The organism is Cupriavidus sp. 94F1 (assembly GCF_057798875.1).
The window spans coordinates 348243-368879 of record NZ_JBYOJT010000002.1 but is presented as its reverse complement, the minus strand read 5'-3'; the positions used below and the strand labels follow the sequence as shown (position 1 = coordinate 368879).

At 68.0% G+C, this 20637-nt stretch carries 15 protein-coding genes; 7 read left to right on the top strand and 8 right to left on the bottom strand.

Annotated elements, in window-relative coordinates; translation table 11 throughout:
- Nucleotides 1-12: 12 nt before the first annotated feature.
- Both AC3FJ6_RS05725 and AC3FJ6_RS05720 read left to right on the top strand, forming a co-directional pair.
- Nucleotides 13-774, top strand: coding sequence for an SDR family oxidoreductase (locus tag AC3FJ6_RS05725; RefSeq protein ID WP_400394205.1), 762 nt, complete (start codon nucleotides 13-15; stop codon nucleotides 772-774).
- A gap of 55 nt (nucleotides 775-829) precedes the next feature.
- Nucleotides 830-2143 carry an MFS transporter gene (locus tag AC3FJ6_RS05720; RefSeq protein WP_488771073.1) on the top strand — a complete coding sequence of 438 codons (1314 nt, stop codon included), beginning with the start codon at nucleotides 830-832 and terminating at the stop codon, nucleotides 2141-2143.
- Between the two features lie 58 nt (nucleotides 2144-2201).
- On the opposite strand, the gene AC3FJ6_RS05715 is transcribed toward AC3FJ6_RS05720, so the two are convergent.
- From AC3FJ6_RS05715 to AC3FJ6_RS05690, 6 genes are all read right to left on the bottom strand, one after another.
- Nucleotides 2202-8252 carry an Hpt domain-containing protein gene (locus AC3FJ6_RS05715; RefSeq protein ID WP_488771072.1) on the bottom strand — a complete coding sequence of 2017 codons (6051 nt, stop codon included), beginning with the start codon at nucleotides 8250-8252 and terminating at the stop codon, nucleotides 2202-2204.
- Nucleotides 8253-8290: 38 nt separating this feature from the next.
- On the bottom strand, nucleotides 8291-10486 hold the full coding sequence (locus tag AC3FJ6_RS05710) for a methyl-accepting chemotaxis protein (protein WP_488771071.1): 2196 nt from the start codon (nucleotides 10484-10486) through the stop codon (nucleotides 8291-8293).
- Between the two features lie 55 nt (nucleotides 10487-10541).
- The gene (locus tag AC3FJ6_RS05705; protein ID WP_488771070.1) at nucleotides 10542-11093 is read right to left on the bottom strand and encodes a chemotaxis protein CheW; all 552 of its coding nucleotides are present in this window, start codon (nucleotides 11091-11093) and stop codon (nucleotides 10542-10544) included.
- 119 nt (nucleotides 11094-11212) lie between these two features.
- Nucleotides 11213-11581 (bottom strand): response regulator, encoded by a 369-nt coding sequence (locus AC3FJ6_RS05700; RefSeq protein WP_092594954.1) that lies wholly within the window; start codon nucleotides 11579-11581, stop codon nucleotides 11213-11215.
- Nucleotides 11582-11614: 33 nt separating this feature from the next.
- Nucleotides 11615-12109, bottom strand: coding sequence for a response regulator (locus AC3FJ6_RS05695; protein WP_153946821.1), 495 nt, complete (start codon nucleotides 12107-12109; stop codon nucleotides 11615-11617).
- Nucleotides 12110-12467: 358 nt separating this feature from the next.
- Entirely contained in the window at nucleotides 12468-12638 is a 171-nt protein-coding gene (locus AC3FJ6_RS05690; RefSeq protein WP_011298773.1) for a rubredoxin, read from the bottom strand.
- 255 nt (nucleotides 12639-12893) lie between these two features.
- On the opposite strand from AC3FJ6_RS05690, the gene hemL reads away from it, so the two are divergent.
- Nucleotides 12894-14186 carry a glutamate-1-semialdehyde 2,1-aminomutase gene (gene hemL, locus AC3FJ6_RS05685; protein ID WP_488771068.1) on the top strand — a complete coding sequence of 431 codons (1293 nt, stop codon included), beginning with the start codon at nucleotides 12894-12896 and terminating at the stop codon, nucleotides 14184-14186.
- Between the two features lie 117 nt (nucleotides 14187-14303).
- On the opposite strand, the gene dapA is transcribed toward hemL, so the two are convergent.
- Entirely contained in the window at nucleotides 14304-15182 is an 879-nt protein-coding gene (gene dapA / locus AC3FJ6_RS05680; RefSeq protein ID WP_488771066.1) for a 4-hydroxy-tetrahydrodipicolinate synthase, read from the bottom strand.
- Nucleotides 15183-15550: 368 nt separating this feature from the next.
- On the opposite strand from dapA, the gene AC3FJ6_RS05675 reads away from it, so the two are divergent.
- The 3 genes from AC3FJ6_RS05675 to AC3FJ6_RS05665 are packed head-to-tail and all read left to right on the top strand — an operon-like array spanning nucleotide 15551 to nucleotide 17622.
- Nucleotides 15551-16168 (top strand): LemA family protein, encoded by a 618-nt coding sequence (locus AC3FJ6_RS05675; protein WP_488771065.1) that lies wholly within the window; start codon nucleotides 15551-15553, stop codon nucleotides 16166-16168.
- A gap of 37 nt (nucleotides 16169-16205) precedes the next feature.
- Nucleotides 16206-17045 carry a TPM domain-containing protein gene (locus AC3FJ6_RS05670; RefSeq protein ID WP_488771064.1) on the top strand — a complete coding sequence of 280 codons (840 nt, stop codon included), beginning with the start codon at nucleotides 16206-16208 and terminating at the stop codon, nucleotides 17043-17045.
- A gap of 40 nt (nucleotides 17046-17085) precedes the next feature.
- Nucleotides 17086-17622 carry a TPM domain-containing protein gene (locus tag AC3FJ6_RS05665; RefSeq protein ID WP_488771063.1) on the top strand — a complete coding sequence of 179 codons (537 nt, stop codon included), beginning with the start codon at nucleotides 17086-17088 and terminating at the stop codon, nucleotides 17620-17622.
- A gap of 30 nt (nucleotides 17623-17652) precedes the next feature.
- On the opposite strand, the gene AC3FJ6_RS05660 is transcribed toward AC3FJ6_RS05665, so the two are convergent.
- Nucleotides 17653-18915 carry an MFS transporter gene (locus AC3FJ6_RS05660; RefSeq protein WP_488771062.1) on the bottom strand — a complete coding sequence of 421 codons (1263 nt, stop codon included), beginning with the start codon at nucleotides 18913-18915 and terminating at the stop codon, nucleotides 17653-17655.
- 90 nt (nucleotides 18916-19005) lie between these two features.
- Here AC3FJ6_RS05660 and AC3FJ6_RS05655 point away from each other — a divergent pair, with 90 nt between their 5' ends.
- A complete protein-coding gene (locus tag AC3FJ6_RS05655) occupies nucleotides 19006-19929 on the top strand; it encodes a LysR substrate-binding domain-containing protein (RefSeq protein WP_488771061.1) in 924 nt (307 codons plus the stop codon).
- Nucleotides 19930-20637: the final 708 nt, after the last annotated feature.

Below are 20637 nucleotides of genomic sequence, written 5' to 3'. Positions count from 1 at the left end.
GGAGACAAGGCAATGACCAGACTGGCTGGCAAGGTAGCGGTAGTGACGGGCGGCGGCTCGGGCTTTGGCGAAGGCATCGCGCAGACATTCGCGCGCGAGGGCGCCAGCGTGATGGTGGCCGACCTGAACCTCGACGCCGCGCATCGCGTGGCGGCGGCCATCCGCGACGCGGGCGGCAAGGCCGACGCGGTGCGCGCCGACGTATCGCGCGGCGACGACGTGGCTGCCATGCGGGATGCCACGCTGGCCGCCTTTGGCGACGTCCACTGTGTGGTCAACAATGCCGGCACCACCCATCGCAACAAGCCGATCCTGGAAGTCACCGAGGAAGAGTTCGACCGTGTCTACGCGGTCAACGTAAAGAGCATCTACTGGTCGGCGCACCATTTCATCCCGCACTTCCGCCAGCGTGGCGGCGGCAACTTCGTCAACGTGGCCTCGACGGCCGGCATCCGGCCGCGCCCCGGCCTGGTCTGGTACAACGGCAGCAAGGGCGCCGTGATCGTGGCCAGCAAGGCCATGGCCGCCGAACTGGGCCCCGACAACATCCGCGTCAACTGCGTGAACCCGGTGATCGGCGCCACGGGCCTGCTGGAGCAGTTCATGGGCGTGCCCGACACCCCCGAGAACCGTGCCCGGTTCCTGGCCACCATCCCCATGGGGCGCATGTCCACGCCGCAGGACGTGGCCAATGCCTGCCTGTACCTGGCGTCGGACGACGCCAGCTTCATCACCGGCACCTGCATCGAGGTGGATGGCGGCCGCTGCGTCTGACCATCCGCGGGCATCCGCAACACAACTAGAACCACATCCCAACGAGGAGACACCGATGACAACCACCGCAGTCAACGCCGGCGCGCGCGACGCCGGCTTCGAGGACGCCACTTACCGCAAGGTGACGTGGCGCCTGGTGCCGTTCCTGCTGCTCTGCTACGTCGTGGCCTACCTGGACCGCGTCAACGTGGGCTTTGCCAAGCTGCAGATGCTCAACGACCTGCAATTCAGCGAAACCATCTACGGGCTCGGCGCCGGCATCTTCTTCATCGGCTATTTCCTGTTCGAAGTGCCGAGCAACGTGATCCTGCACAAGGTGGGCGCACGGCTCTGGATCGCCCGGATCATGATCACGTGGGGCCTGATCTCGGCGGCCATGATGTTCGTCACCACGCCGACGATGTTCTACGTGCTGCGCTTCCTGCTGGGTATCGCCGAAGCCGGCTTCTTCCCGGGCATCATCCTGTACCTGACCTACTGGTATCCGGCCAGCCGGCGCGGGCGCACCACCACGTTCTTCATGACGGCCATCGCGCTGTCGGGGGTGATCGGCGGCCCGCTGTCGGGCTGGATCATGCAGTCGTTCGACGGCCGCAATGGCTGGGCCGGCTGGCAGTGGATGTTCCTGGTCGAAGGCATCCCGTCGATCCTGGTGGGCATCTGCGTGCTGCTGTACCTGGACGACCGCATCGCCCACGCCAGGTGGCTGAGCGACGACGAAAAGGCGCTGCTCCAGCGCAATATCGCGGCCGAAGACCAGCACAAGGAAGATCCGCCCGTCACGCAGGTGCTGTCCAGCCCGCGCGTCTGGCTGATGAGCGCGATCTACTTCAGCTTCGTGATGGGCCTGTACGGCGTGAGCTTCTGGCTGCCGACGATCATCAAGCAGACCGGCGTCAAGGGCGCGCTCGACGTGGGCCTGCTCACCGCCATTCCGTATGGCTGCGCCGTGGTGGGCATGATCCTGTTTGCCTATAGCGCCGACCGCCGCGGCGAGCGCCGCTGGCATATCGCCGTGCCGGCACTGCTCGGCGCGCTCGGTCTGGTGCTGTCGGTGCAGTGGCATGGCGATACGACGATGGCCATGGTGGCGCTGACGCTGGCCACCGTCGGCATCCTGACCACGCTGCCGCTGTTCTGGAGCCTGCCCACGGCCTTCCTGGCCGGCACGGGCGCCGCCGCCGGCATTGCACTGATCAACTCGCTGGGCAACCTGGCGGGCTTTATCAGCCCCTACGCGGTCGGCTGGCTCAAGGACATGACGCACAGCACGGACTCGGGCATGTACCTGCTGGCCGCCTGCATGGTGGTGGGCGCGGCACTGACGCTGTCGGTGCCGGTGCGGATGGTGAATCAGAAGCAGGATTGAGTTTGCACCTCCCCTCTCCCGCCGTGCGGGAGAGGGGCGCCAACACAGGCTGGGCGGCTTACGCCTCGCCCAGCATCTGCGCCACTGACGATGCGGTGGCGGCGGCCTTCTCGCCGATCAGCTGCTGCAGCGTGCGCAGCAGTTCGTCTTCGTTGAACGGCTTGCCCAGGTAGACGTTCACGCCGATCTCGGCCGCATAGCGGCGATGCTTCTCCGCCGTACGCGACGTGATCATGACCAGCGGCATGCGGCTGGTGCGGGCATCGGCCCGCACGTTGCGCGTCAGGTCGAAGCCGTCCATGTTCGGCATCTCGATATCGACCAGCATCGCGTCGGGCATCACTTCCTGCAACTGGCGCAGCGCGTCCACGCCATCGCGTGCCAGCACCACCTGGTAGCCGGCGCGCGTGAGCAGGCGCTGGCTGGCCTTGCGCACGGTCAGCGAATCGTCCACCACCATCACGGTCGGCTGCGTCATCAGCCCCGGCACGGGCACCGCCGCGCCAGCGTCGATGAACTCGGCCACCGCGCCGGTCTGGCCGCCGTGTTGCAGCGCGGCCAGCACCGGCCTGGCCGGCGCCGTGGCGCCGCGCTCGCGCTCCCAACGCTGGGCCAGCACCACCGGGTTGTAGATCAGCACGATCTCGCCATCGCCCAGCGTAGTCGCGCCGGCAATGCCTTCCATCCGGGCCAGATGCGGGCCGATGTGCTTCACCACCACTTCCCGGTTGCCCAGCACGTCGTCCACGTGCACGGCCACGCGCTCGGCACCCGAGCGCACCACCACCACCGGGGAATACTTGCGGCCCGACGCCATGCCGGCGGTTTCCTCCAGCAGCGCGCCAAAGTAGAAGAACGGCACCTCGATGCCGGCGGCGCTGAAGCGCCCGGCGTTGTAGGCCTCCAGCAGCGGCTTCTCGCGCAACTGGTGGACCTGGTCGATCATGCCGCTCGGCATGGCGAACAGGCGTCCGCCCAGCGACACCAGCAGCACCTGCGTGATCGCCGTGGTCAGCGGCAGGTGCACCGTGAAGCTGGTGCCACGGCCGGCTTCGGTCGACAGTGTAATACGGCCGCCCAGTGCCACCGTTTCGGCCCGCACCACGTCCATCCCGACGCCACGGCCAGCCAGTTCGGACACCGCGTCGGCAGTCGAGAAGCCCGGCGCGAAGATCATTTCGGTCAGGCGGGCCTCGCTGGCGTCTTCGTCGGGGGCCATCAGCTGGCGCGCCACGGCACGCTCGCGGATGCGCGACAGGTTCAGGCCGCCGCCGTCGTCAAAGAACGTCAGCACCACCTCGTTGCCTTCCTGCTGCACTTCCAGCGTCAGCGCGCCGGTGGCCGACTTGCCCGCCGCTCGCCGCACGTCGGCCGGCTCGATGCCATGCACCACGGCGTTGCGGATCAGGTGCTCGATCGGCCCGGCCATGCGGTCCAGCACCGAGCGGTCGATTTCCACGGTACCGCCCTTGATCAGCAGGCGCACTTCCTTGCCGGTCTCGGTGGCCGACTGGCGTGCCACGCGGTACAGACGTTCGGCCAGCGCATCGAACTGCACCATGCGCGCCTGCATCAGGCCGCGCTGCAGGCCACGCGTCAGCCGCGCCTGCGCCGCCAGGTCGCCCGACGCGCGGTCGAAGCCGCGCTGCAGGTTCTGCTCCACGGTGGCCACGTCGTTGACCGACTCGGCCATCATCCGCGTCAGCTCCTGGAAGCGCGTGAAGCGGTCGAATTCCAGCGGATCGAATTCCTGGTTGTGCTGCTGGTCGGCGATCCGCGACGCCATCTGCGTTTCGGCCTGGATCTCGATCTCGCGCAGCTGCATGCGCAGACGGGCGACGTTGTCGTTCAGTTCGCCCAGATAGCTGCGCAATGCTTCCAGTTCGCTGTCCAGGCGGGCGCGCGTCGCGCTCACTTCGCCGGCGTCGTTGATCAGCGTGTCCAGCGCGCGGGCCTGCACGCGCACCAGTGCCCGCTGGCGGTCGGCGTCGGTCGGCAAGGCGGCCGGGGTAGCCGACATCAGCGGCGCCACCGGGGCTACCGCGTGCTGCGGCGCGCCTTGCGTCGCCGCATGGCCCAGGGCCTCCGGCGTCGCCAGCGCGGCGGGGCCGGCGGGCGCGGCGACCAGGCCGTTGACCACGTCGGCATCGTCCACCGGCAGTAGGCGGCCGTTCTGCAGCGCGTCCACGTGCGCCAGGATGCGGTCGTACCACGCGTACAGCTTGCCGAACAGCTCCGGCGACACGCGCTGGCCGCGCACGCTGGCTTCGAGCAGCGTTTCCATTTCGTGGGCCGCCTGGCCCAGCGCCATGGCCCCGGCCATGCGCGCACTGCCCTTCAGCGTGTGCAGGCCGCGCAGGATCAGGCCGCCGTGCTGCGCGTCGTCGGGCGAGGCTTCCCACGTGCGCACCAGCTTGCCGAGATCGGGCAGCGCGCCATGGGCTTCTTCCAGGAAGATCTCGACCAGCGCAGGGTCCAGCGCCGATGCGTCGGTCGAGGTGTCCTCGGGCGGCATACCGGCCATGTCGGGCGCGTCGGGGGAATGCGGCGTGACGTGCGCCACCGCGATCGAATCATGGCGCGGCGCGGTCGGCAGCGAAATCACCACGGCGTCCTGCACCGGGGTGACGGGTGTCAGTACCGGGCCCGCCGGCGCCGACACCGGCGGCAGCGACGTGATCGGCGTCAGCTTCACGGGCGGCAGTTCCGCCTCCCGCGCCTGCACATCGGCGTCGATCTCGGGCAGCGGCGTCGTCGAATTCTGACCAAACAGTTGCGACACCGAGCCTTCCTGCCCGGTGGACTGGGCGGCCGGCAGCGCGGCGCGCGGACGCACCAGCGCGCGCTCGCCGAAATCGTTCAGGTCGCGGCACAGCGAGGCATCGGCATCGGGCCAGATGCCGGCGGCAAACTGATGCAGCATCGCGCGCAGGCGGTCCACGGCCATGTCCAGCAGGCGGAAGTCGGCCGGATGCATGACCACCGGATGGCGGCCCAGCAGCAACAGCAGATGTTCGAGCGCCTCGGCAATCTCGCGTACCGGCTCCAGCCCGACCGTCGATGCGCTGCCCTGCAGCGTGTGCGCCACGCGCATTGCCAGCTCGCTCGGACACGGATGGTTCTCGTGCCGCCACTCGGACAGGTCCGTGGCGAACTGGCGCAGCAGGTCGTCGGCTTCCTGCAGGTAGACGTTGTACAGCGCCAGGCCAATGCGAACCGGACCGATGACCTTGTAGCCCTCGTCCTCGTCGGCCAGCCCGCCGGACAGCCGGAACGGCAGCACGTTGTCGTCGGCCGGCGCGGCCTCGTCGGCGCCGTCCAGCGCGGCCGTCTCCCCGCCGGTTCCGGCGGGCTCGGTCATATCGATGCCATCCGACACGTCCGCAGGCTCGGCGGACGTGAATCGCGTGTCCACCGATGCCGGCGGCGCCGATGCCTGCGCCAGCAGCGCATCGAGTGAATCGATCGAGCCGAACGGGTCGGCCTCGGCCGCGTCCTTTGCCACGCCGCCCGGCTGGCGCAGCGCCTGCGCGGCATCCACCAGCGGATCGATCTCGCGCAGCGTCGAGGGGTCCTCAAGCAGGGCCAGCGCCCATTCGCGCAGCAGGTCGTGCGCCTGTTGCAGCAAGGCGGGTAGTGCGGGCACCGGCTCGCGCGCCTCGGCAATCCACAGGTTCATCACCTGCTCGACGGCCCATGCGGCTTCGCCGTAGCGGTTCAGGCCGACCATGCGGCTCGATCCCTTGAGCGTGTGGAAGGCCCGGCGCAGACGGCTCAGCACGTCGGTATCGCGCAGGGCATCCAGGCCGCCGGCCAGGTCGGTGGCGATATTGCCCAGCACCTCTTCGGCTTCGGACAGGAAGATTTCCAGCAGTTCGGCGTCGATCGCGGCGGCATCGGACGGCATCGACGCGGCGGGCGCGGCCGCCACTGGCGCGACGGCGGCAGGCAACGGATCGGCCAGCGCCACCACCATGCGCTCGGCCGCCGATTCGCTGCCGGCCAGCCAGGCGTGCAGCTGCGTGGTGGCCTCGCTGGCCTGGCGGCGCAGCGCGGCATCGTCGTCGATGGCAGCCTGGTCGGCCACCGCCTGCAGCGCGGCACGCAGCCGCTGGATCTCGGGAGCGTCCGCAGTCGCCGCCACACGGATGGCATCCATCGCGGCACTGCGCGCCGCGCCCAGCGCGCCTTGCGGGGCGGCGTCCTGGCGTTGCGTGTGCAGCGCGAACGGATCGTCGCTGGCGGCATCGTTCTGCTTGCGGCCAAATTCGAGCAGGTCGGCAAACGCATGGACCGCGCCCAGTTCGGCAGCGATATCCGACAGCTGCCCGATACGCGCGGCGTGGTCGGTAGTCTCACGCAGCACGCCAAGGCGCTGCAGCACCGAGCGCACCGACGCCAGCGCGGCTTCGGTCTCGACGTCGATGCCCTCGGGCAGCGCGGCGCTGCCGTGGATGCGTTCGACCGAGGCCAGCAGCGCGCCAAAGGCTTGTGCGGCATCGTCCAGGGCATTGCCCGCATCGGCCCGTGCCGCATTGCGGTCATAGGTATCGAGCCACGATTCGCCGCTGTCCAGCTGGGCACGCACCTGCGCCACGGCTTCGGTGCGCTGCGCCTGGGCGCCGGCGGACTGCACCAGTTCGGCCAGCCAGGCGGGCGCTTCCGCCTCGGCGTCGGCCAGGCAGGCGGCCAGCGCCTCGCAGCGCGCGGCGAACTCGGCCGCCGATGCGTGGCCGGACTTGCCGTGGACGCGCCACGGCATGGCCAGCGCGCGCGACAGGAACAGCGCCACGCCGCCACGGCCCAGCGCATCGCCCGTCGGCCGCTGGCCCGCGTACGCGGCGGCGGCGGTCAGGCATTGCTGCAGCGCCGGCTGCGCCAGCGGCATGGCGGCCTCGGCCAGCGATGCCAGCGCAAGCTCCCAGTCCGACTGGTCGTCGGCAGCGGCCCGCTCGATGGCGGTGGCGGCATGCTGCAGGTTGCGGGTATCGATCGGATCGAGCCAGCCGTAGTAGCGTTGCCGGTAATCGGCCCGTGCCACCACGTGCGCCGGGTCTACCCGGTACGCCTGCAGGCTGCGCGCGATATCGACGCGCAGTACCTGCACGGCGGCCTGCACCACGGGCGGCGTGGTGTCCTCGGGGCCGTCGGGGGTCAGGCCGGTGCTGACCAGCAGGAAGACGGCGTCGTTGAGCAGCGCCTGCGGCACACGCACCTGGCCCTGCAGGTACTGGCGCACCAGCAGGTGGGTGCGGGCGGCAAAACGCTTGGCCAGCAGATCGGACGGCAGCAGGCCGTGGGCCAGCGCACGGAACACCAGGGCCAGCGTGTGCCAGATGCCGCGGTCGGGCGTGTCGGTGGTGCGGCGCGCGTCCTGCTCGTGGTTGCGCACATCGTCGAGCACCGACTGCAGCGGCAGCCAGGCCTCGCGCAGCAGCGACGTTTCGGTGCACGGCGTGGGCAGGCGCAGCGCCTTCAGCAACGCGGCCTCGAAACGCTGGCGCGCGCGCGTCACGGCGGACGCCGAGCGCGTGGGCAGCAAGATGCCGGGCAGCATCTGCAGCTCGTCCAGCCACAGGTCGGCCGGATGCACGCGCTCTTCCTTCATCAGCGAGAGCGCGGCGGCATAGGGCTGGAACAGGCGCAGCGGGTCTTCCGCGTCGCCCGTCATCAGGTCGTCGACGTATTCGGCCAGGGCCTGCACGCCGGTGCGGAATACCGCCAGCATGGCGGCGTCGGCGGCCACGGTGCCGGCATCGACGGCTTCCAGCAGGCGGCGCAGCGCCTGGCAATAGGCATCCACCCCGCGCAGGCCGACGATATGCACGGCGCCGGCGGCCTGGTGCAGGTGCTGGCCGGCCAGGCGCAGCGACGTGGTGTCGCGGGCGCCCAGTGCTTCCGGCGTTTGCCGGATCTCGTCGACATAGTGGCCCAGCTCGCTGGCGGCGTCGTCCAGCGCGGTGCGCAGGCTTGGCGCGAGCCAGGCCAGCACCGACAAGTCGCGCTGGGGGGCAGCCGGCACCCCGGCTGCGGCCGTATCCGGCGTGGCATGCGGTTGCGACGCGGCCATGGGGGCCTCGTCGCTGGTAAGGATGGAATTCAGGGACATGACCAGTTCCGGTGCGGCCGTCAACGTACGGGCGGGCGTCAGGCGATCTTGAATCGCGACACCGAGTTACGCAGTTCTTCGGTCAGCGCGGTCAGCTGGCGCACCGACGTGGCGGTGTGGCGCGTGCCGGCCGTCGTCTGGGCGGTCACCTGCAGGATGCCTTCGATGTGATGGGCCACGTTGGTGGCCAGGCTCGCCTCGTGCGACGTGGTCTGCGCGATCTGTTCGATCAGCTCGGCCAGCTGGCGAGACACGCGTCCGATCTCCACCAGTGCGGCGCCGGCGTTGTCCGACAGCCGCGCCCCTTCCACCACGCCCGCCGTGCTCTGCTCCATGGCGTGCACGGCGTCCTGCGTGTCGGTCTGGATCGTGCGGATCAGCGCGCCAATCTGCTTGGTGGCCTCGCCCGAGCGTTCGGCCAGGCGCTGCACTTCTTCCGCCACCACCGAGAAGCCGCGACCCGCTTCGCCTGCCGAAGCCGCCTGGATGGCGGCGTTCAGTGCCAGCACGTTGGTCTGTTCGGTAATGTCCGAGATCAGCTCGACGATTTCGCCGATCTCCTGCGACGATTCGCCCAGGCGCTTGATGCGCTTCGAGGTTTCCTGAATCTGGTCGCGAATGTCGTTCATGCCCGCGATCGCGTTCTGCACCGCCTGCTGGCCCTGTTCGGCCGCCGACAGCGACGCACGCGCCACGTTGGCGGATTCGGCCGCGCCGCGCGATACCTGCGTGATGCGGTCCGCCATCTCCACCACCGACTCGCCGGTCTGGCGGATCTGGCGCGACTGCTCTTCGGTCGTGGCCGCCAGCTGCACCGAGGTGTCCTGCACCTGCGACGAAGCGTGCTGCACCTGCCCGGCGGTCTGCTGCACGCGGCCCACCAGCTCCTTCAGTTCTTCCACCGTGTAGTTCACCGAATCGGCGATGGCGCCGGTGATGTCCTCGGTCACGGTGGCCTGGCGCGTCAGGTCGCCGTCGGCGATGTCCTGCAGCTCGTTCATCAGCTGCAGAATGGCCTTCTGGGTGGCGTCGTTGTTGCGCTTTTCCTCCAGGCGGCGCGCTTCGGCTTCGCGCTCGCGCGCTTCCGCTTCCAGCGCACGCACGCGCGAATCGCGCAGGTACAGCGCCGCCAGCCCGGCCAGGCACAGCAGCGTGGCCACGGCCGACACCACCATCGCGCCAAAAGTCCACGGGCGGAACCGCGCCCCTTCGGCGTACGACGTCTGCAGTTCGGCCAGCTCGGCGCGCAGCGCCTCGTTGTCGTTGAAGATCTGCTGCTGCGCGCGCTTGGCGGCGATCAGGCCCGGCAGGTTCTGCAGGATGGTCTGCGTGGTCTTCTGCACCGCCTCGAACCGCTGCGACAGCTGCTGCAGGTAGTTGCGCGTCTCGGCGTCGGTGGCCGGCGCCAGGCGCAGGGCTTCGGAGCCATTGGTCAGCCCGTCCAGCGTTTCGCGAAAGGTGTTGGTGTCCTTGCCCAGCAGGAACGCGGTTTCGGGGTTGACGCCTTCGCCCGAGAGGAACTCGTTCAGGTTTTTACCCAGGCGCTGCGTCAGCATCACCAGCTGCGCGGACGCGGCCACCTCGCGGGTGTTCGATCCGGCCTGCAGCTTGATGGCGGCCACCTGTTCGGCCGCTTCGAGCAGTTCGGGGTTCGACGCGTTGAAGATCTGCAGCGTCTGGCCGATCGTGGTCAGGATGGGCTGCTGGGCCAGCACGTCGGCCGCGCTCTTTTCCGATCGCTTCCACGATCCGAACGCCTTTTCGAGCAGCGGCTCGGCCGGGCCCGACGTGGCACGCACGTGCTTTTCGTCGCTGCCGTTCTGCAGCGCCAGCAAGTCGGCGGTCAGCTGTTCCTTGGACTGGCGCAGCTGCGTGAACGCCTGTGCGTTGCCGAGCAGCGCCACCGGCACCGCTTTACCCAGACGCTGCGAGTGCATCAGCATGTTACCGGCGATCTCGATCTGCGCCGCGCCGTTGTTGGCCTGGCGGTTATCAAGATAGACCGATGCCAGCAGCGCCAGCAGCGACGCCACCACGCCGCCGGTCAGCAACCGTTGCTGGGAAGAGAACGGCATGCGCGTCAGCCAGCCCGACATCCTCTCCACCGGCGTCTGGCCCGCGCCACCCTTGCCCGCGCCGGCCTTGGCGAATACCGATGCGCGCGGCGCCGCCGCGTCGGCAGCGGCACCGGCGGTAGCGGTGCGACGGCCCAGGCTGATCTTCTTGATTCCCATGGCAACCCTCTGTTCGTTCGTTTTCTGTTTGGTTCTTGTGCCCGGACGTCAGGCCTCAGGCCGCATCGCGGCCGGCCTGCAGGAAGGCGGGCGCATCCAGCAACTGGCGGATGTCCAGCACCTGCCAGTCGCGCCCGTCCCGGTCCGCGAAGGCGGCACCGCGCCAGGCTTCGGGTTCGGCGCCACCGGCCGGCGTCAGGTCCACGGCGTGCCGCAGCCCCACCACGCGCGTGGCGATGATGCCGCAGGCACGTTCGACATGGCGCGACAGCACCACGATCTTGCTGCCCGGCTGCAGCGGGGTCGGACCGTCGCCGCAGAACATGCCGAAATCGATCACGCCCAGCAGGTTGCCCCGCGCGTTGACCAGGCCGCGATACCACGGCTGCGTCAGCGGCACGGGCGCCGGCGCGCGCATTTCCAGCACCTCGCCGGTGTCCATCAGCGGCAGCAGCCAGTTGCGCTGGCCCACCAGCACGCCCAGGTAGCTGTCGACGGCGGGCAGGTTGCGCGCCTCGCGCAGGCGCCGTGCCAGCATGGCCTGATAGTCATGCAGGCGGGTCTGGCGAGTCTGGCGGGTTCGGATGTCTTGGCGCGGCGCGTTCATGATCGGATACCGGTGAAACCTGGAAACCAGTGGTGAGACCAGTTGTCATGGCCGTGCGCGGGCACCGCCGGCGTCCCAGGACACCCGCGCCCACTGCGGCCCCTTGGCTGCCGCGGCGCTCAGTGCGCCAGCGCGGCGATCTTCGAAAGCAGTTCCTCGCCGTCCACCGGCTTGACGATGTAGTCGGACGCGCCCTGGCGAATGCCCCAGATGCGGTCCGTCTCCAGGCCCTTGCTGGTGCACATGATCACGGGGATGTCCTTGAAACGGTCGTCGCGCTTGATCGCGCGGGTGGCCTGGTAGCCGTTCTGGCCCGGCATCACCACATCCATCAGGATCAGGTCGAAGGTTTCGGCCTCGAGGCGCGTCATGGCCTGTTCGCTGTTGCCGGCCACCGAGACCTTGAAACCCTTCTTGCCGAGCAGATCGGACATGAACAGGGCTTCGGTGGGCGAATCGTCGACGATAAGGATTTTGCTGATGGTCATTGTTTCATTCCTGGATACTTCGGGCGGCATGCGTCATGCCGCCACGGCCGCACCCTCTTCCGGCACGCAGCCCGCCAGGCAGGTCTGCACCGCCTGTAGCAGGGCTTCGCGGGAAAACGGCTTGGCCAGATGGTTGTGCGCGCCGACGAGCTTGCCGCGCGAGCGGTCGAACACGCCGTCGCGGGACGACAGCATGATCACGGGGATGGCGTGGAAGCGTGGGCTTTTTTTGATCAGGGAGCAGGTCTGGTAGCCATCGAGCCGCGGCATGAGGATGTCGCAGAAGATGACGTCCGGATGGAGGTCGCCCACCTTGGCAAGCGCCTCGAAGCCGTCCTCGGCCAGCATGACCTGGAAGCCTGCCTGCGTCAGAAAGATCTCCGCCGTCCGGCGGATGGTGCTGGAGTCGTCGATCACGAGCACCTTCACAGCGGCCTTGCGCGCTGTGGATGCCTCGCTGGCACCGGCGGTGGCGCCGGCGTTGACCCCATCGACAGACGTGTCTTGTTCTGTTTGAGTGACCCGCATCTTGTTCCCGCGACCCACGTCCTGCGTGACACAACAGGCGTAGGCATTCACTTGAGAACTTCCGCACGGCGCCATGAACGGCTGGCCGGCGGCCCCCGATTTTCCATTTCCCAGTCAAAAAAATACCCGGCAACCCGGCCGGTGGCGGCGCGCTTCTTGTCCGCGCCTGCCCGTTACTGCCATGTTCTTGTGCCGCGGCACCCTGTCTTCAGCCTGCCAGTGGGGCGCGGCCGGACGGATGTTCAGTTTTGCCGCAGAGTGTGACAACTCGTGGGGGGGCCGTCAATCCGGACACCCCGCTGCCACGGGCCGTTCTGTCGCTTTGGCGCGACGCACGGCCATTTCCGGACGACAGGCCTCAGATGGCCACCATCTCGAAATCTTCCTTGCGTGCCCCGCATTCCGGGCAGGTCCAGTTGATGGGCACGTCCTCCCATTTGGTACCCGGGGCGATGCCGTCTTCCGGCGCGCCGGTGGCCTCGTCATAGATCCAGCCACAAATCAGGCACATCCAAGTCTTGTATTCCATATGCAGGCTCTTGCCAGTCTCCATTAAAATCCAGCGCATGATGGTACCCAATCGGCGCCGATGACGCCACCCATGGGCCTGCGCAAATGGCCCAATATCGCCGCGTTCGTGCAATTTGACGTGCAGATGCCGCCTGAACGGCACCCTTTCGGCCAGGATTGCCCCCATTTCGGGCAGACCGCGGCTTGAGGCACGAGCAAGCCGCCCCCGGCCGGACGCCTGTCTTACCCAGTCTTCTCTTTTGGCCAGATTCCCATGTCCCGTAACCAGCAGCTCTTCGACCGCGCCCAGCAGACCATTCCCGGCGGCGTCAACTCGCCCGTGCGCGCCTTCCGTTCCGTCGGCGGCACGCCGCGCTTCATCACCCGTGCCGAGGGCGCGTACATGTGGGACGCCGACGGCCAGCAGTACATTGACTACATCGGCTCCTGGGGTCCGATGATCGTCGGCCACGCTCACCCGGACGTGGTGCGCGCCGTGCAGGAAACCGCCGTGCAGAGTTTCTCGTTCGGCGCCCCCACCGAGGCCGAGATCGTGATGGCCGAGGAAATCTGCAAGCTCGTGCCGTCGATCGAGCAGGTGCGGCTGGTGTCGTCGGGCACCGAGGCCACCATGAGCGCGCTGCGCCTGGCGCGGGGCTTCACGGGCCGGGACCTGATCATCAAGTTCGAGGGCTGCTACCACGGCCACGCCGACAGCCTGCTGGTCAAGGCCGGCTCGGGCCTGCTGACGTTTGCCGATACCACGCAGAACGCGCCGTCGTCGGCCGGCGTGCCCGCCGACGTGACGCGCCATACGATGGTGCTCGAGTACAACAACGTGACCCAGCTCGAAGAAGCGTTCGCGCGCCACAAGGGCGAGATCGCGGCGGTCATCGTCGAGCCCGTGGCCGGCAACATGAACCTGGTGCGCGCCAGCGAGGCCTTCCTGAAGGCGATGCGCAACCTGTGCAGCGAACACGGCAGTGTGCTGATCTTCGACGAAGTGATGACTGGCTTCCGTGTGGCGCTGGGCGGCGCGCAGTCGCACTACGGCATCACCCCGGACATGACCTGCCTGGGCAAGGTCATCGGCGGCGGCATGCCAGCGGCGGCGTTTGGCGGCCGGCGCGACATCATGGCCAGGCTGGCGCCGCTGGGCGGGGTCTACCAGGCCGGCACGCTGTCGGGCAACCCGCTGGCCGTGGCCGCGGGCCTGGCCACGCTGAAGCTGATCCAGGCACCGGGCTTCTACGACCGCCTGGCCACCCAGACGCGCAAGCTGACCGACGGCCTGACCGCCGCCGCCCGCGCCGCCGGCGTGCCATTCTCGGCCGATGCCATCGGCGGCATGTTTGGCCTCTACTTCACCAACGCCGTGCCGGCCAGCTTTGCGGAGGTCACCCAGGCCGACGTGGGCCGCTTCAACCGCTTCTTCCACGCCATGCTGGCCGAAGGCGTCTACCTGGCGCCGTCGGCCTTCGAAGCCGGCTTTGTCTCGGCAAAGCACGACGACGCCATCATCGACGCAACGGTCAAGGCCGCCGAAAAGGCATTCAAGGCGGGCTAACACCCCGGAACCAGAAAGAAGCCGCCGGTTGGATCCAGCCCGGCGGCGCCTGATTCGCCCGCCCTCTCCCCCAACCCCCTCTCCCGCCTTGCTGGAGAGGGGAGCAAACCCGTGGCGTCAAGCAGGGAGCCTCTCGAACATCTCCGCGAGCTGGTTCGCCAGTTCCGGCGATGCGCTGGTCATCGGCGCGCGCAGTTCGTCGCGCAACCAGCCAAGGCGGGCCAGCAGCGCCTTGGCCGGCCCCGGGTTGGGCTCGGCGAACAGGGCCTGGACCAGCGGCATCAGCGCATGGAACAGGCGGCGCGCCTCGGCGAGCCGCCCTGCTTCCACCGCGCGCCAGATCTCCACGAACAGTTCGGGCCGGAAATGCGCCGAGGCGATGATCGCCCCGCGCCCGCCCAACGCCAGCGTGCCCAACAACTGGTGATCCTCTCCCGCCAGCACTGATAGCCTGCCATCCGCGATCAGCGCCTGGGTAGTCTGCGCATTGCCGCCGCAATCCTTGATGGCGACGATATTGTCATGGTCAGCCAATGCCAGCAGCGTGTCCAACGTCAGCGTGGCGCCGGTGCGATAGGGAATGTCATAGAGCACCAGCGGTGCCCGGGCAGCATCGGCCAGCCGCATGAACCAGTCGCGCAATCCCGCCTGCGACGGGCGGATGTAGTAAGGCGCGGGCGCCAGCACCCCAGCCAGCGGACGGCTGTCCAGCTGTTCCAGCCGCGCCATGATATGCCCCAGGTGGTTACCGGCCAGACCCATCATCACCGGCAGGCCGGCGGCCGCTTCCAGCACGGTATCGAGCACAGCCAGTTGCTCGGATGCGTCGAGCGCGGCCGCCTCGCCCGTGCTGCCGCAGACCACAAAGCCGGCCAGCCCGGTGGCGCGGTAGTGCATCACCAGGCGGCGCAGTGCGGCATGGTCGACGGCATTGTCGATAAATGGGGTCACCAGCGGCAGCCAGATGCCCTGGAAGGAAGTTTGCGTGGTTTGCATCCATACACTCCGGATCGACCGGTTGAGAAAACCGTCGATACGCGACGAGGCAGGACTTGCGGCAAGGGGAAGAAAAACCAGGCGGCTACGCCCTCTCAGCCGGTGGGTGCTGTTCCGTCGCCCATCTGACGGAACAGCGCGCTCCGGTCAGACGAGCGACTGTTTTTTGGCTTTGGCGCGCGCAGCCTGGTCCACCGTGCCCAGGACGGGTACGGACAGGACGAAGGAAAGGCGGTGGGCGCACGGCATGGGCATGCAATCTACCGGCCGGCAGCGACCATCGTCAAGCGGCACGTACTTTGCCCGGCGGCTTGACCACGCTGCGCTACACTGCAGAATTGCCATTCCGGAGATCGAGGAGTCCCTTGATGCGCACTGCCACCGCCCCTGCTGCCACCACCCCCGCCCTGTTCCGCTGGCTGCTGCTCGGCCTGCTGGCCAGCCTGCTTTCCGCCTGCGGCTACAACGATTTCCAGAAGAAGGACGAGGCCGTCAAGGCCGCCTGGGGCGAAGTGGTCAACCAGTACCAGCGGCGCGCCGACCTGATTCCGAACCTGGTGGCCACCGTTAAGGGCTACGCCAGCCACGAGCGCGAGACGCTGGAAGCCGTGACCAAGGCCCGCGCGCAGGCCACCAGCATCCAGGTCACGCCGGAAACGCTGAACGACCCCGAAGCGTTCGCCCGCTTCCAGCAGGCGCAGGGCCAGCTGACCAACGCGCTGTCGCGGCTGCTGGCGGTGTCCGAGAACTATCCGAACCTGAAGGCCGACGCGTCGTTCCGCGACCTGCAGAGCCAGCTGGAAGGCACCGAGAACCGCATCACCGTGGCCCGGCAGCGATATATCGCCGCCGTGCAGGACTACAACGTGCTGGCGCGCAGTTTTCCGACCAACGTGACGGCGATGGTCTTCAAGTATCCGGTCAAGCCATCGTTCACCGTGGAAAACGAGAAAGCCATTTCCACCCCGCCGGCCGTGAAGTTCTGAGCGCCCGGCACTGAAACGCAAAACCCGAAAGGCCATCATGCGAAGACTGGTCACGCTCTCGTTCCTGGCATGGATGCTGGCCATCGTGCTGGCAGCGCCGGCCCGGGCCGCCGACGGCTTCGTGGCCGTGCCGCCGCTGATCGCGCGCGTGACCGACCTGACCGGCACCCTGAGCGCCGATCAGCGCAACGCGCTGGAAAACGTGCTGGCCGAATACGAGCAGCAGCGCGGCAGCCAGATCTTTGTGCTGATGCTGCCCACCACCGACCCCGAGACCATCGACGCGTACAGCATCCGCGTGGCGGACGCGTGGCGCGCGGGCCGCAAGGGCATCGACGACGGCGTGATCGTGATCGTCGCCAAGGACAATCCGCCCGGCCTGCGCAAGATGCGCATCGAGGCCGGCCGCGGCGTGCAGGGGTCGCTGACCGACGCCATGTCCGGCCGCATCCTGCGTGACGTGATGGCACCGCATTTCCGCCAGAACGACTTCTATGGCGGGCTGGCCGCCGGCATCTCGGCCATCCAGGCCGCCATCGACAAGGAAGGGCTGGCCGCGCCGGACCGCCGCAAGCCGCAGGGCAATGTCGATATCGGCGACTGGCTGCCGGTGCTGTTTCCGCTGGCCATCATCGTGTTCTTCTTCCTGTCGGCCATGCTCCGGCGCGGCGGCAGCCCGCACGTGGTGACGGGCCGCCGCGGCTGGCCCACCGGCACGGCCGGCGGACTGGGCGGCATGACCGGCTACGAGATCGGACGCCACTGGGGTAGCGGCGGTGGCTTTGGCGGCGGCGGCTTTGGCGGCGGGGGCGGTGGCGGCTTTGGCGGCGGCGGGGGCGGCGGCTTCGATGGCGGCGGCGCGTCCGGCAACTGGTAACGGTGGATAACGGTGGCTAATCGTGGGTAACGAAGATCCGATGCACAAACCCCAGGCGTCGCACCCCGCGTCCAGACGGTCGCTCAGGCGCGTCCTGCGCCATCTGGGCACCGGCCCCGGCACGGCCCGCAAGGCCTTTCCCGACCAAGCGCGCCATCAGCTCCAAGTGGCCGTGCACAAGGGCGAGCAGCATCACCGTGGCGAAGTGCGCGTGGTGATCGAAGCCAGCCTGCCGCTGGCGCTGGCGTGGCGCGGCACCTCGGCGCGCGAACGCGCGCGGGCGCTATTTGGCGCGCTGGAGGTCTGGAATACCGAGGACCATACGGGCGTGCTGCTGTATATCAATCTGGCCGACCATGCCGTGGAACTGCTGGCCGATCGCGGCATCGACGCCTGCGTCACGTCCCGGCAATGGCAGCAGATCTGCGCCCAACTGGCGCAAGGGCTGGCCAGCGACCTGTCGGTCAAGCCCGTGCTCGACGCGATCGCGCAGATCCACGCGCTGCTGACCACGCATTTTCCCACCCACGGCGGGCGCAACCCCAACGAACTCGACGACCGGCCCATCGTTCTGTGACCGGGCGGGCCGCCACGGCCTGACGGCGCCCTAGGGCTGCTTCTCCATCAGATACCAGATCGCCGCCAGCACCTGGACCGCCACCAGTCCGGCCCAGACCCACAGATGGGCCGCCGCCGGATAGTGGCCGCCCGTGGCCGGAAAGAAATCGAGCACGAAGCCGATGCCGACCTGGAACACGAAGGTGGCCAGGAACACGGTCAGCGTCATGGCCGTGGTGGCGCGGCCGATCAGCGCATCGGGGAACCGCCGGGCCAGCAGCGCGTAGGTCAGGATGCCGCTGGAGCCGAACACCCCATAGGCACCCCACAGCACGGCAAGCGGGATAAACGGCAGGCGGGCCATCAGCAGTAGCTGGACCACGATAAAGCCGATCATGCCGAAACCGGCGAAGGCATAGAGGCTGATGCCGCGCCGCTCCAGATGGCGGGCCGCCCAGCCCGCGCCCACGCAGCCGGCCATCATCGCGATACCGATTACCGACACCAGCCGCGCGCCCGCGCCTGCGGTCAAGCCTTGCACATCGCGCAAATAGGCGCTGACCCACAGCGTCTGCACGGCCAGGAAGATGCCCTGGTTCAGCAGGGTCAGCGGCACCACGCGCCAGAAGCGTTCGCTGCTCAGGATCGTCCGCGTACCGCGCAGCTGCTCGGCAAAGCTCTCCTTGCCCACGCGCTTGACGTCGGGCACCCCGAACCAGAGCAAGACGGCCATGCCGAACGAAATCGCGGCCAGGCCGGCGCTGAGCGTGCGCCAGTCCGTCCAGGACAGCAGCCACGACAGCGGGGCGCCCACCACCACGGCGCCCAGGCCGCCAATGGCCATCACCAGCCCGTTCAGCAGCGGCATGCGCGATAGCGGAAACCACATCGACAGCGCCTGGATGGCGGCGCCCAGGCACACCGACACCCCAACGCCGATCATCGCGCGGCCCACGGCCAGCCCGACCATGCCCGGCGCCCAGGCAAACACCAGCGATCCGGCCACCGCCAGCATCAGCAGCGCAGCCTCGGTGCGGCGCGGGCCGAAACGGTCCAGCAGGATGCCGGCGGGCAGCTGCGCGCAGGCGAAGCCAAGGAAGTAGAAGCTCGTCAGCAAGCCCAGGTCGCCGGCGGTCAGCCCCAGCTCGCGCGTCAGGAACGGCGCGAAACCGAGGTTCACGCCACGGAAGATATACGACACCAGAAATCCGAGCGAAAAGAACGCCAGGACACGCCAGCGCGCCGGCGCGGCATGATTAGGCTGCGCCGCGGCGGCAGCCGGTCGGGTGGGATGAGCGGTGGAAGTGTTCATGCCCTGCATTGTGATCACCAGCTTGGTGCAAGACCAGCGAAAGATACCCGCGGCAATTGTGAGTAAAATTTGACGACATTCCGCACCGCCATGGTCAACAGTCGCCCCCCTCACCTGCCCCCGCTCCAGGCGCTGCGCGCGCTGGAAGCCGCCGCGCGGCACCGCAGCTTCTCGCGTGCCGCCGAAGAACTGGCGCTGACGCACAGTGCCATCAGCCATCACATTCGCGCGTTGGAAGACAACCTCGGCACCAAGCTGTTCCGGCGCACCGGGCTGACGATGACGCCCACCAGCGCCGGCGCCCGGCTGGCCGAACAGGTGCGCGGCGCGCTGGACCAGCTGGAAGTGGCCCTGCGTGAGGCCAGCGACGTGGCGGCCCCGCCCGTGGTCCGGCTGCAGGTCAGCGTCATGGCCGACCTGGCCAACGCCTGGCTGATCCGGCGCCTGCCGAGCCTGCATGCGCAGGCACCCGAACTGGATTTGCATCTGCGCCTGCATGCGGAGATTTCGCCACCTGACCCGTACTCGGTCGATGTCGGCATCTGGCACCAGCGCGTGGACCTGCCCGGCTTCGAGTGCCACAACCTGATTGAAGACCATGTGATTGCCGTCGCCAGCCCGGCCTTGCTGGCCCGGTACCCCGGCTTTACCGTGGCCGATCTGCCGCGGCTGCCCATGCTGCGCTTTGCGCTGCGCCCGTGGCGCGACTGGCTGCTGATGGCCGGGCTGCCGCCCGAGGAACCCGAACGCGGCCCGATCTTCCAGGACGCCGGGCTGATGCTGCAATCGGCAGTGGCCGGGCTAGGCGTGGCCACGGCCCGGGCGCAACTGGCGCAGGACTATTTGGTGAGCGGCCAGCTGGTGCAGATCGGCACCACGCGTATCCCGTCGAGCCTGCATTACTGGGTGACCTGGCGCGAAGGGAATCCGCGCGAAAAGGCCATCCATCGCTTTCACGCGTGGCTCAAGGAGCAGATTGCCGGCATTGCGCCTGCGGAGGTACTACAGCAGTGAAACAGACTGCGCATACCGTCTGACGGCTTGTTTCACGTTTGCAACCATTTAGAGCAGGGGTTGGAGGTCAAGTGCAAATCCCCTCCAAACTCATCCGTACAGGCGAGGCCAAACCGCAGAATTCGACCAAATGACGGACGGAAATCGGCATGCCATCCCGTGCGGAGGACGAGTATCGATAATGATTTTCAACCCCCCAGCGGTTTCTTCAGCCTTCGTTAAGGTAACCGACCGCAGCGCAGCAATGTCTGCGACCCCAAGTATCAAAAGAGAGACATCCTTCCACCGAAATATCCGTAAGGGATCGGCCCCCGGGAAGTGGCGTAGACATTCCCTGTCCCCCCTTGCGTGGGGAGAAAGATGCCATACGGTATATCTGCGTTTGTCACCGATGGGCGGTGCTCCCCGGATATGGCAGGCCCTTCCACCCTGCCGCCCCAGGGCAAAGTTTCATAAATGGAACACTTTTGCCGCAGCCAGCGGCCGCAAATTTGGGTCAATGAAAAAATACAATTTAAATCAATGACTTAACATAGGCCAACGATGGATGACTATATTGCCATCAACGGGCTGATTCCAGGGACGGGTCGGTCTTGCGGAGCTGGAGCGTTCCCAGGCGAGCCAAATCCGCAACCAGTGATGGACTGACGCAGCAATGTGCAGATCCAATCCGCGTGGCGGCATCCGGGCAATCAGCCGGATTGCCGC